Raw genomic sequence first — 11,892 nt, forward strand, 5'->3', positions numbered from 1 at the left:
CCATCAATCTGGTGTACTCTGGCTATTAACGTAGTCCTTCAGAGTCTCGATAGTTGCACCGCCAGCACTGCAAGCAAAGTAAGACCTTGACCACATTAAGCCTGCTTTGCTCTGAGCAGTAAGGTGGGTATTCAGCATTCGCAACCGTCTTGATGATGTTGATTTGAGATTATTTACCATGACACTGATAGCCAGTTTTGGTGGGTAGGCCACCAACAGGTGTACGTGATCTTTTTCGCCATCCATTTCAAGTAACTGGCATTCCAGTTTTTCACATGCACTCTCGAACGACTCCCGTAACTGCTTGATCATATAGCCATCAAAAAGCTTTCGTCTGTACTTTGTCGTGAACACCAAATGAACAACCAGCTTGGTAACGCTATGTCGTTTGCGAAGATACCCTTTAAGTAAATCTTTATTGTGTGCGCTCACTTGAAAACCTCTTTCAAATACCTGTAATATAAATTTTATATTAATGAGCACTGAAATAACGTTCCATGCTGAGAGCCACCAAAGTACGAATCTATCCAACATCAGAGCAGGCGGAATTTCTCGACCGTCAGTTTGATGCTGTGCGGTTCGTATGGAACAAGGCCCTGGCTATTAAGGTTCATTATTACAAGGTTCGTGGGCAGAGCCTTTCTCCCAAAAAACACCTGAAGCCCTTGCTGGCAAAAGCCAAGAAAAGCCGAAAGTACTCATGGCTGAAAAACGCTGACTCTATTGCACTGCAACAGGCCACTATCAATCTGGATACGGCCTTTCAAAACTTTTTCAATCCCAAATTGCAGGCAAGATTTCCTCGCTTCAAGAAAAAGCATGGCAAGCAAAGTAGCTACCATTGTACGTCTGTCTCTGTGGGCGATAACTGGATAAAAATCCCCAAGTGCAAGCCCATAAGGGCTAAAGTGCATCGTGAAATAGTGGGTAAGGTGAAGTCTATCACCCTGAGCAGAACGCTAACCGGCAAGTATTTTGCCTCCATATTGGCTGATGATACCCAGGAACAACCAAAACAGATTGATAATCTTGAAGCTAATCAGGTTGTCGGTGTTGATATGGGGATTACTGATCTGGCTATCACCAGTACCGGCCATAAGACTGGCAATCCTCGCTTTCTGAAAAAAGCACAACGTAACCTGAAAAGAAAACAACAGGCTCTATCTCGCTGCAAGAAAGGCTCAAAAGGTAGGCACAAAGCCCGTTTATTGGTGGCAAAGGCGCATGAGCGTGTAGCCTTTGCCCGTAATGATTTTCAGCATAAGCTATCAAAACAACTCATCGACGAAAACCAAGCGGTGATTGTGGAGACACTGAAAGTTAAGAACATGCTCAAGAACAAGCGTCTTGCTCGTTCTATTGCTGATGCTGGCTGGCACTCACTGATAACCAAACTCGAATACAAGGCAAAGCAGGAAGGTAAACATCTGGTGAAGATAGACCAGTGGTTTGCATCCTCTAAAACTTGCTCAGTCTGCGATTTGAAACAGGAAAAAATGCCATTGAGAATCCGATCATGGGAGTGTAGCTGTGGTGCTATCCATGACCGGGATATTAATGCAGCTCGCAATATCAAGAAGCAAGGCATATTGAAATTAAAGGCGGAAGGACTGTCCGTTTCTGCTGATGGAGGCTTGCGTAAATCCGGCATACTGTCGGTTGCTGCCTAAGAAATCAGAAGCCTCACCCGATAGGGTGGGGAGCAGTCACTGCGTACCCGTTTTACGAAAAGTTTGCTAAAACATAGGCTTTCGGTCTGGTATTTGGTCATGACCGACCGCACTTTCCGTAAAGCGGACAGATGCGTTTGGCAATCGGCTGGTTTGCAGGTATGATACGTCGCCTTTATATCAGCCGCTGATGAACTCCCATAGTCTGGTCGCAAGATTGATGTGGAAGGGCGGCATTCTGGAGAAAGAAAATGTCTGAAGCTATTACTCTGAACGCTGTTGTGCGTAAAGATGTAGGGAAAGGTGCGAGCCGCCGCCTGCGTCACGAAGATAAAGTACCTGCCATCATCTACGGTGGTGAAGCTGAGCCTGTACAGGTTACCCTGGAAGGCAAGGCTATCCGTAAGGCTCTGGAGTCTGAATCCTTCTACTCCCAGATCGTTAACCTGGATATCGAAGGTGCTGCTCAGCAGGTTATCTTGAAAGACGTTCAGCGTCACCCGGCGAAAGAATTCGCTATGCACATGGACTTCCTGCGTGTAGACGCTACTCACGCGGTAACCACCCACGTGCCTCTGCACTTCATCAACGAAGAAGCCTGTGTTGGTGTTAAGGCTGGCGGTGCTATTACTCACGCTCGCGTTGAAGTTGAAGTTAAGTGTCTGCCTGCTGACCTGCCAGAGTTCATCGAAGTGAACATGGCTGAGGTTGATCTGGGTGGTCACGTACACCTGTCCGACCTGACTCTGCCAGAAGGCGTTCAGCTGGTTGCTATGCTGCAGGGCGAAGGTCACGACCTGGACGTTGCCAGCGTACAGAAGACCCGTGGCGCTGCTGAAGGTGAAGAAGCTTCTGAAGAAGAAGCTGGCGAAGAGTAAGACCCGGTCTTACTGTTTCCAGTAGTAACAGCTCTGATTAAACCCCGGGCTGTCGAAAACAGCTTTCATTGCTTAAAGTGATGAAAGCTGTTTTTTTATGTGTAGAATTTATACGTTTCAGACTGTTATCAGGAGTGTGTTTCGATTATGGCTAAACCATCAGAGAACGCCATCCAACTGATTGTGGGCTTGGGAAACCCGGGCGCTCAGTACGATGATACCCGCCATAACGCTGGTTTCTGGTTTGTGGAAGAGCTAGCTCGTGCCTGCGGTGCTGTCCTGCAACCAGAAAAAAAGTTTTTTGGCCATGCTGCACGCATTACCATCAAGGGTCAGGATGTTCGTCTGTTGAGCCCGACAACGTTTATGAATCGCAGCGGTCAGGCGGTGAGCGCGCTGGCGACTTTCTATAAAATTCCACCTCAGTCTATTCTGGTGGCCCACGATGAGCTGGATCTTCCTCCTGGCGTCGGACGTCTGAAACAGGGCGGAGGTCATGGGGGCCATAACGGCCTGCGCGATATTATTTCTTCCCTGGGGAATAATAAGGATTTCCTTCGTTTACGGCTTGGAATTGGTCATCCGGGAAACAGTAAGGAAGTGGTGAACTACGTGCTGAACAAGCCGCCGGTGGCTGATCGGCAGAGGATTGATGCGGTGATTGATGAAGCGGTACGGGTAACGGCTGAAGTTGTTAACGGCGCACGCCAGAAGGCGGTTCAGGAGCTGCACACCTTTAAAGGCTGAAGGTTAGAATGGGCCGCTGGCCGCATCCCGAAGCCAGTTGTTGGGTGCTGGCTGAGGGATTCAGTCAGTAAAATAATTACTGTTTTTTTGAGAGTTCAAGCTCCGGCAGTTCCCAATGGCCTGAAATGTTTTTTTGTTTATGCCGTTTTAGAGCCTGGTCAACCAGGCGGCAGACTAAATCCTCAAACTCAATGCCCGCATGTCGGGCGCTGTCCGGAAACAGGCTGGTGGGCGTCATGCCGGGCAGGTTGTTCAGTTCCGCCAAAACGGGCTCGCCGGACTCCGGCACAATAAAATCGGAACGGCTGATATCTCGGCAGCCAAGACCGGTGTGAGCCAGCAGAGTCAGCTCCTGCACACGTTTGTACTGTTCTGGCGGGATAGGGGCAGGAATAATATGGTCGCTCATGCCGGGGTTGTAACGGTATTCGTAGCTGTACCAGGCCCCGTCGCAGGTGGTGATTTCGATGACGGGCAGAACCTGTGTGGTGTCCAGCTCAAGTACGCCAGCAGTGATTTCCCGGCCCACTATAAACTCTTCAATCAGCAGTTCATGGTCTTTGCTGAAGCTTTCCTGCAGGCAGGTTTTCAGTTGGTCGTAACCTTCGGCGAACTGAATGCCGATCCCGGAACCCTGAGAGAAAGGTTTGATGATGAGTTTTTCGCCCAGTTGTTCAAGGCAGTCGTTGACGTTCTTTTCAAGGTCATCTGCGGCGTAAATCACCCGATCTTTTGCCAGAGGCATACCCAGATGGCTGAGAATGCGTTTGGTGGTGACTTTGTTCAGGGCGTTGGCGCTGGCCTGTGGGCGGGAACCGATGTAGGGAATGTCCATCACTTCCAGTAAACCCTGAAGGCAGCCATCTTCACCCAGTGGCCCATAAGTGGCGGGGAATACAACATCGACCTCATGGCGCAGCAGTTGTTCAGGCAGCTGTCTATCCAGTTCAAGCTGTACAGCCTTACCGTAGAGTCTGGTCAGTGATGGCATCAGCCGGTTGGCAGCAATGCGTGAAACTTCAGCTTCCGGAGAAGGGCCGCCGCTGATCACCGCCACAGTTTTATACTTGTCAGGCATTGAGAATCTCGTCGCTGTTTCTTTGTTAAGAGCAAACTGGAAATAGAATAGTGCAGCAAAAGATTAGTACAACCTTTGCTACCTGTCTGGTTGAAGTCTCTTCCAATATGAAATGAGCCTAAAGGTCGTCCTAATTAACAAATGCTTTCTGGAAACTCACCGTCAAGCCGTTTGCAGCATAATCTGTTATAAAGACTGATGGTCAGTGTCTCTGCGGGAGGTGCTTAAAATGTTAACACTTGAACAGGTTTTGGACTTTCGCTCTCGGCTTGTTACGATAGAAAGTGTTTGTCCGAAATTGTTTGACGTTGCAGCTAAACGGCTTCTAAGCGAATTATGCCGAACTGGAGAAACCTATTATTTACGAAGATTGTCTGATAACCAAATACTCCATGTAACTCTTCCCAAGGTGTTTACTTTTGTGGTTCTCCCGTCACGCCCCACTCAAGTATTGTGCATTCAGCAAGTTTTCGAGAATACCAGAGATGAGATTGACTCAATGCATTATCCCCGTTTTTCTGTGATGGGCCACACATCGATTACTCGCAACAGTCCGGTTTTGTATGCGGGACAGTTAGTCCTTGAAAATGACAGCTTGTTTGCCTAGGATAATTGTAGTGGCCATTACGTACCAGTCGATGATCTTCATGAAAGAAATTTCCTTCCTCCTGTTAAACATTTGCTGCCTCCGCATAAAATGGTTAGATTTGACGAAGATGAGGATGTTGATCCTGTCAGGGAGTTCTATTACAAATCTAAGGGAAGACGTATTATTGATCTCTGGTAATTATAGGTAACACTGCCTGCAGGCTAAATAGTGTGCCTCCGCTGCCTTCAAATAATTCTGGAAAGTATCTCCTGTCCTGTGGGCAGAGGTGCCCGGGCTGCTGCCTGCAGTTGCTGAAGTTGCTCATAAGGCATAGAGGTATGATTGCCCTCATGGTCAGTGACAAAATATACGGGAGGATTGCTAAAGCCAACGCCGCCGGTCTGTTTGGGGGCTGGCTTCCCGTGATAAAGCTTGTTGGGTTCCAGCCCGACCCTTTGCAACTCTGATTTCAGTCCGTCCCATTTCACCATTTTGCCCTCAACATCAAGCGTGTTTGTCAGTGAAAGGGGGGCAACAGGCTTGTTGGTATAAATCTCGTTTTTAGGATAACTCCAGCCGGTGATATGAAGTTCAGAAGCTTTCTCGAAGAGGGAGGGGTGACGCTTTTTTAAACTCAGCATCATCAGGTCTGTTCTGACGTCGGCCAGAAAATGATCAAAACACGCCTCAGGGGTCGGACCGTTATTGATATCGTCTGATGAGTAGAATAACGCCTGATGATTATTGTCCGAGCCAAGTTGAACACTGACCAGAATAGCAGGTTTGTTGAAACAGTCTCCCGGTTCTGAGTAGTTTTCAACATACTTCATTCTGCCGCTATAACCGCTTTGTTCTAACACTTTACCAAGCCAGCTCCGGATGGCAGATTCGTTATGTTCCATAAAATGCCCTGAAGCCTTTTTGAATGTACTCATCGGGTAAGGGCACTGGTATGTGGTGGCCTGGTCTTCGTTTGTGACCAGGCAGCCAGCAGTGGCGCATTCAACAGGCAGCATGGCTTTCAGAGAGTCAAGGTTATCAGAGGTTATTCCGGGAGAAGCCTTGTCGACCCGGGTTCTGCACAGGGGACATTTATTCTGTCTTTTTAATTCTTCAGCAATACACTGTGTATGGAAGGCGTGATAGCAGTTAAGGACAGTAGTGGGGCGGACTGAGGATATTTCAAATTTGCCGAAACAGATGCTGCAATTGTCCTGTTGGATGTCGTTTATGACCCGGCTGCATTGTCCTCTGACAGTTTGAAGAGTATGTCCATTGAATGTCGCTCTGGTATTTGGATCCGGATCGATATCCATGTCCACACTTAATTGCGGTTGCAGTGGCTGATACCCTGTTGCTTCCATGGTTCACCTGTGAATTATCCATAATGACTTTCTGGAACATCTGACATGAGCCATGTAAAAAAGTTCAATTGGATTCAGGAAAGGCGGCAGGTGTTTTAGTCTCCATAACCGATAGCATTAAATCAGGTGAATTATTGTCCGGCAGTCCTTATAATCCGCCCCCATTCATTTTGTTTATAGATAAAGGCTGGTAACTTTATATGGGTTTTAGATGCGGCATCGTTGGTCTGCCCAACGTCGGTAAGTCCACTCTGTTCAATGCACTGACGAAGGCTGGCATTGACGCCGAAAACTTCCCGTTCTGTACCATTGAGCCAAACGCCGGTGTAGTGGCAATGCCTGACCCTCGTCTGGACAAGCTGGCAGCGATTGTAAACCCTGAGCGTGTGCTACCGACCACCATGGAGTTTGTCGATATTGCCGGTCTGGTAGAAGGCGCTTCCAAAGGCGAAGGTCTGGGTAACAAGTTTTTGGCAAACATCCGTGAAACCGATGCGATTGCCCATGTTGTGCGCTGCTTTGAAAACGACAATGTTATTCACGTTGCCAACAAGGTCGATCCGGAAGCGGACATCGGCATCATCAATATTGAGCTGGCCATGGCTGACCTGGAAAGCTGTGAGAAACAGCACCAGCGTGTTGTCCGCGTTGCCAAGAGCGGTGATAAGGAAGCCGTAGCCCAGAAAGCACTGCTGGAAAAACTGATTCCACATCTGGAAGAGGGTAACCCGGTTCGTTCCCTGAAGCTGGACGACAATGAGCAGGTACTGGCGCACATGTTCCACCTGCTGACCACTAAACCGACCATGTACATTGCGAACGTGGATGAAGACGGTTTTGAAGATAACCCTTACCTGGATAAAGTGCGCGAGATTGCTGAGCAGGAAGGTGCGGTGGTGGTGCCAGTATGCAATAAGCTGGAAGCGGAAATCTCCGAGCTGGAAGACGATGAGCGCGATGAGTTCCTGCAGGACCTGGGCATGGAAGAGCCGGGGCTGGATCGCGTGATTCGTGCGGGTTATCAGCTGCTGAACCTGCAAACTTACTTCACGGCTGGTGTAAAAGAAGTGCGTGCCTGGACGGTTAAGGTGGGCGCTACAGCACCTCAGGCTGCCGGTGTTATCCACACCGACTTTGAGCGTGGCTTTATCCGTGCCGAGGTGACTTCTTACGATGATTTCATTGAGTACAATGGAGAGCAGGGTGCGAAGGAAGCGGGTCGCCTGCGTCTGGAAGGTAAGGAATACATCGTTAAGGATGGCGATGTGATGCATTTCCGTTTTAACGTTTAACGCCTCTCCTTTCCTTTAAATAAAAAGAGTCAGCGGTGCTGACTCTTTTGCCGTCAACGCGCTATCAAACGCTTTTTTTGGTATCAACCACGCTGTCTTCGGTACCGAACTGGTTAGGTACATAAGCGTCGGCCTGATAATCATTTTCCCAGGTTTCATTATCCAGCAGGTATTTGAAACGGAATGAGGAATCTTTTGGCAGACGGACTCTTGTACGAAAAACCTTGTCCTTTTTAACGTACTTCATTGTTAGCGGGCTCCACTCATTGAACTCTCCGGCGAGTGCTACGGATTTAATGTCGTCTCTGGAAAACTCAAAAGTAACTTCTGCTTCTTTTTTCGTTTTAAAAAATTTCTTCTTTAGCATTAAAAATCCCCTATCGAGCAAGTCAGACAAGTGTTACCTGTTTGCTGCCCGCACTTCCCCCGAAATGCGGATAAACAGGAAACCCCAGTATGATACTTGAATATTCAGGTTTTATGTCAAAGTAATTTTTTTGTTGGCGTAGCTCTAAGTGCGTAGTAGTGATAATGCCCGGTCTTTTATTTTTTGAACAAATGCGTATCGCTCTTGTTCATAGTTGTTATTAGGTGTTGTGTTTGTCAGCCAGGATTCCATCGCTTTAATAAAACTCTTTGCTTCGGGGTGTTGTTTTATTTTGCTTTTAAGTGGTTCCATACTCGATTTGAGTATCTGTTTATACCTTGCATTCAGAGGGGGCTCTTGCTCCAGGAGGAGCTCTTCAGCTTTATTCAAGCTCATCATTGTATGCATGAGTATTGCAAATACACTACTGCTATCATCGTAAAAGATCACGGACTGCGGCACGTACAACTTCGTATTTAAGAACTCCGGGGTTAGCAGGTGTTCATTAAGATGATTGATTCGCTCAGCTAGCAGTACCGCTTCATCTTCTAAAGAACAGAAAGGAATTGAAGCTATTGGCTGAGACTGTCCCTGTAGCCCGGTTCCGGCATCTTCTGTCACTACCGGCAAGACCGGATAGGTCTCCGCTTTGACCACCAGTTCTGTACTGATCCGGGCTGTTGTAAAAGTCATGGAGACTTTTCGTGGTAAATGCAGCTCTCTGCTGCCCGGTGTACTCCAGAACAGGCACTGTGAAGGTATTTCAGGCTCATCGTCATTCTGGCTGTTAAACTCATTGTGTATTTTCTCTGCCAGTTTCTCGATACCTTCATCTGTACCAATCAGGTTGATCTGGTCGTCATTTCCTTGCGCGTAGTTGGAAAGACACCTTGTAGTGACTATCACCGGGCTGGGATAAAGGTTGTTAATCTCATTGATCAGGCTCAGAACTCTGGATGACGTACTGTGACGGCTTTCAGGTGCCATCATGCTCAGGGGGAGTGTGCCAGCCGCCTGAACGGTCGGCTGCGTTACCTGTGGTGCTGGTGACTTCCTGGCAGAAGCTGGCTGAGCGGCTTTTTGCTGTTCTCTTTTCCGGTGTTTATCACTTCGTTGAGTTTTGACCGGGTTGTCTTCAGGTGCAGGAGGTTTCTTTTTTCCAGGTTGCTGACATTGTTCATCAAACCAGTACAAAAGGGCTGTTTTGACTTTAGATGCAGGGAGATCCCGCAAGGAAGCCTTTACCTGCGCCCGGGATACCTGAGTTTCGTCAAGGAGCCATTGTTGAAAATAACACTCTGCCAGGAAAAAGAACCTTAACTGGATGGTCTGCTCCGATACGGACATCTGCCTTATGTCTCTGGCGATAGTATCGGGTGTTAGTTCACTTCCGGCCGGGTAAGCCGGGAGCCCGTATAGCAAAGCGCAGGTTTTGATTAAAACAGAGTAGTAACCTTTGTCAAAAGTATAATTATTGTCGTCTATGAGGCGCAGTGCTTCCTGGTATAGCTGAAGCCTTTTCTCTTCATTGCCGGAGGGGCAGGTCTGGACCCGTTTCAACAGGTAGTCAATCTGGTGTGCTTCTGTCGAAACCGGCAGCTCATAAAACCCTTTTAGCACCGAGTCGTCAGAAATTCTTATGTCAGTGGCTTTGCCGGATACTGCCAGGTGCCCAATGAATTTGGTTTTTTCCAAATGACAGCGATTTTTCTGGTAATAATCTATAACTGTTTCAGGTTTTACAGGTTGTACGTTAAGAGGTATCCCCCTGAAGCAGAGTTCTTCAAGAAAGCACCCTTGCTCCAGAGTGGCTCCTGCCTGTTCCAGCTTTTCAACCACAGCCTCCGGTTTTACCAGCATGCCGTTTATCGGGCGTTTTTGCAGGCAGAGTTTTTGTAAGAGCAATCCGTGTTGCAGAAACGCATTTCGTTGTTCCAACTGCTGTATTATCTCTTCAGGGGATACCGCTTTACCGTTCAGGTTTATCTTTTTCAGGCAGAGCTGCTGAAGAAAGCAGCTAAGCCCCAGGCGCCCTTCCCCGGTATCCGGGAAGAGACTCACCACTTTCTCGGGAGAGACCGCTTTATGATTCAGTTTTATGCCCTTCAGTAAAAGTGCTTGCAGGAAACGAGCCTGTTCCAGCTCACAACCAGTCTCCTGTAATTTTTTCATGACGGTCTCTGGCTTAACAAACCTTCCGTTCATTTTGATGTTGTTAAGGCATAACTCCTGAAGAAAGCGTGCTACCCCAAGCCTGCCTTCGTTTGTTTCCGGGAATGCGCTCACTACGTCTTCCGGGGTAATCGGCTTTTTATCTAACTTCGTGCCTTTGAGAAAAAGCTCCTGAAGGAAGCGGGCCAGGTCTATTCTTCCGGACATCGTTGCTGGAAAAAGATCCCTCACTGTTTCCGGGGTTGGGCACTGGCCATTTAACATGATGTCATGCAGGCATAAGCGCCTCAGAAAGTGAGCCCTTGCCTGTCTGAACGTCTCTGTTTCCGCTTTACCAAAGGCTGCCTCTACGTGCTCTGCTGTAACGGGGTCATGATACAGACAAGTCCTTTCGAAGAATAAAAACTCCTTAAAATTTGCGAGTTCCAGCTGTTTGCTGTCGATATAGTCAGGAACAGCCTGATACGCTTCGTATACGGTTTCTGGTTGGATAAACTCACCATGCAGTTGAATGCCCGTTTCATACATTTTTCTGTAAAATCTGGCTAACTCTAACGAGTTGCCTGGTTGCTTAAGTTTTTCAACGATGGTTTCTGGTTTTACCTGATCATGATCCGGCAGTCTTTCTTTCTGGCAGAGCTCACCCATAAACCAGTTCAGTTCTTTTTCTCCTTTTGCGTCTTCATAGGCGGTTATCACGGAATTGGGAGAGACCAATTCACCATTCAGTTTGATTTCCTCCAGGCATAAGTCCTTTAGGAATCGGGCTTTAATTTCCCGTGTACTGGTAAGCTCTCCCAGCTCTTTGATGACCATTTCGGGCGTTACAAGTTGTCCGTTCAACGGCATTTTTGCGAGGCATAACTTAGCGTGAAATATGATTTGGGACTGAGGGCTTTGCTGATAGAACTGTTCCACCGAGTCGCCTGTCACAGGGCCGTTTTTCAATGGAATTCCATTCAGGCACAGCATCTCAAGAAAACGCCCCTGTGCTTCACTGTCCAGTGATTTTTTATACTCTGTTACTACCTGGTCTGCTGATATGGGTTTTGACCGCAGTGGAAACGCCCCCCAGAACAGTGACTCAAGAAAACGGGCCTTCATCACAGCAGTGCCTTTCCGTTCTATCATCTCCATCACGCTTTCAGGGGTGACAGGATTGCCGTTAACGGGTATCCGGTTCAGGCACAGGAATGAATAAAAGTATGCCAGCTCTTTTATTCCCTTAGCAAAATCGTTGTAAACCCTCGCCCAATGCGGGCGGGGATATAAGACGGGAAGGCGCAGAGCCTTCCGCCATCAATCTGGTGTACTCTGGCTATTAACGTAGTCCTTCAGAGTCTCGATAGTTGCACCGCCAGCACTGCAAGCAAAGTAAGACCTTGACCACATTAAGCCTGCTTTGCTCTGAGCAGTAAGGTGGGTATTCAGCATTCGCAACCGTCTTGATGATGTTGATTTGAGATTATTTACCATGACACTGATAGCCAGTTTTGGTGGGTAGGCCACCAACAGGTGTACGTGATCTTTTTCGCCATCCATTTCAAGTAACTGGCATTCCAGTTTTTCACATGCACTCTCGAACGACTCCCGTAACTGCTTGATCATATAGCCATCAAAAAGCTTTCGTCTGTACTTTGTCGTGAACACCAAATGAACAACCAGCTTGGTAACGCTATGTCGTTTGCGAAGATACCCTTTAAGCAAATCTTTATTGTGTGCGCTCACTTGAAAA

10 protein-coding genes are annotated in these 11,892 nt (G+C 47.8%); 4 read left to right on the forward strand and 6 right to left on the reverse strand.

The features are described from left to right. Positions 1-3 precede the first annotated feature (3 nt). Entirely contained in the window at positions 4-432 is a 429-nt protein-coding gene (gene tnpA / locus NX720_RS18230; RefSeq protein ID WP_262595354.1) for an IS200/IS605 family transposase, read from the reverse strand. Between the two features lie 65 nt (positions 433-497). On the opposite strand from tnpA (NX720_RS18230), the gene NX720_RS18235 reads away from it, so the two are divergent. The 3 genes from NX720_RS18235 (at position 498) to pth (ending at position 3,295) form a co-directional block, all read left to right on the forward strand. Beyond that, positions 498-1,670, forward strand: a complete 1,173-nt coding sequence (locus NX720_RS18235; RefSeq protein ID WP_262596498.1) for an RNA-guided endonuclease InsQ/TnpB family protein — start codon at positions 498-500, stop codon at positions 1,668-1,670. A gap of 251 nt (positions 1,671-1,921) precedes the next feature. Then, positions 1,922-2,548, forward strand: a complete 627-nt coding sequence (locus NX720_RS18240; protein ID WP_262596500.1) for a 50S ribosomal protein L25/general stress protein Ctc — start codon at positions 1,922-1,924, stop codon at positions 2,546-2,548. Positions 2,549-2,695: 147 nt separating this feature from the next. Continuing rightward, the gene (gene pth, locus NX720_RS18245) at positions 2,696-3,295 is read left to right on the forward strand and encodes an aminoacyl-tRNA hydrolase (RefSeq protein WP_262596502.1); all 600 of its coding nucleotides are present in this window, start codon (positions 2,696-2,698) and stop codon (positions 3,293-3,295) included. Between the two features lie 76 nt (positions 3,296-3,371). Here the strand turns inward: pth and NX720_RS18250 are convergent, their stop codons facing one another. Together NX720_RS18250 and NX720_RS18255 are read right to left on the reverse strand one after the other, a co-directional pair. Next, a complete protein-coding gene (locus NX720_RS18250; protein WP_262596504.1) occupies positions 3,372-4,373 on the reverse strand; it encodes a D-alanine--D-alanine ligase family protein in 1,002 nt (333 codons plus the stop codon). Positions 4,374-5,207: 834 nt separating this feature from the next. After that, positions 5,208-6,326, reverse strand: coding sequence for an RING finger protein (locus NX720_RS18255; protein ID WP_262596506.1), 1,119 nt, complete (start codon positions 6,324-6,326; stop codon positions 5,208-5,210). Between the two features lie 200 nt (positions 6,327-6,526). On the opposite strand from NX720_RS18255, the gene ychF reads away from it, so the two are divergent. Beyond that, complete coding sequence (ychF, locus tag NX720_RS18260) at positions 6,527-7,618, forward strand: redox-regulated ATPase YchF (RefSeq protein WP_262596508.1); 1,092 nt, start codon at positions 6,527-6,529, stop codon at positions 7,616-7,618. Between the two features lie 64 nt (positions 7,619-7,682). Here ychF and NX720_RS18265 read toward each other — a convergent pair whose 3' ends face one another. From NX720_RS18265 to tnpA (NX720_RS18275), 3 genes are all read right to left on the reverse strand, one after another. Next, positions 7,683-7,985 (reverse strand): isoamylase early set domain-containing protein, encoded by a 303-nt coding sequence (locus tag NX720_RS18265; protein ID WP_262566171.1) that lies wholly within the window; start codon positions 7,983-7,985, stop codon positions 7,683-7,685. Between the two features lie 144 nt (positions 7,986-8,129). Next, a complete protein-coding gene (locus tag NX720_RS18270) occupies positions 8,130-11,294 on the reverse strand; it encodes a hypothetical protein (protein WP_262596509.1) in 3,165 nt (1,054 codons plus the stop codon). A gap of 162 nt (positions 11,295-11,456) precedes the next feature. Then, a complete protein-coding gene (gene tnpA, locus NX720_RS18275) occupies positions 11,457-11,885 on the reverse strand; it encodes an IS200/IS605 family transposase (protein WP_262595354.1) in 429 nt (142 codons plus the stop codon). Positions 11,886-11,892: the final 7 nt, after the last annotated feature.

Source organism: Endozoicomonas euniceicola (genome assembly GCF_025562755.1).
Lineage (GTDB): Bacteria > Pseudomonadota > Gammaproteobacteria > Pseudomonadales > Endozoicomonadaceae > Endozoicomonas_A > Endozoicomonas_A euniceicola.

Excerpts from the sequence above, each read along its gene's own strand:
- NX720_RS18235 (WP_262596498.1), top strand. The coding sequence starts at position 498 with ATGCTGAGAGCCACCAAAGTACGAATCTATCCAACATCAGAGCAGGCG.
- NX720_RS18240 (WP_262596500.1), top strand. The coding sequence starts at position 1,922 with ATGTCTGAAGCTATTACTCTGAACGCTGTTGTGCGTAAAGATGTAGGG.
- pth (WP_262596502.1), top strand. The coding sequence starts at position 2,696 with ATGGCTAAACCATCAGAGAACGCCATCCAACTGATTGTGGGCTTGGGA.
- NX720_RS18250 (WP_262596504.1), bottom strand. The coding sequence starts at position 4,373 with ATGCCTGACAAGTATAAAACTGTGGCGGTGATCAGCGGCGGCCCTTCT.
- NX720_RS18255 (WP_262596506.1), bottom strand. The coding sequence starts at position 6,326 with ATGGAAGCAACAGGGTATCAGCCACTGCAACCGCAATTAAGTGTGGAC.
- ychF (WP_262596508.1), top strand. The coding sequence starts at position 6,527 with ATGGGTTTTAGATGCGGCATCGTTGGTCTGCCCAACGTCGGTAAGTCC.
- NX720_RS18265 (WP_262566171.1), bottom strand. The coding sequence starts at position 7,985 with ATGCTAAAGAAGAAATTTTTTAAAACGAAAAAAGAAGCAGAAGTTACT.
- NX720_RS18270 (WP_262596509.1), bottom strand. The coding sequence starts at position 11,294 with ATGGAGATGATAGAACGGAAAGGCACTGCTGTGATGAAGGCCCGTTTT.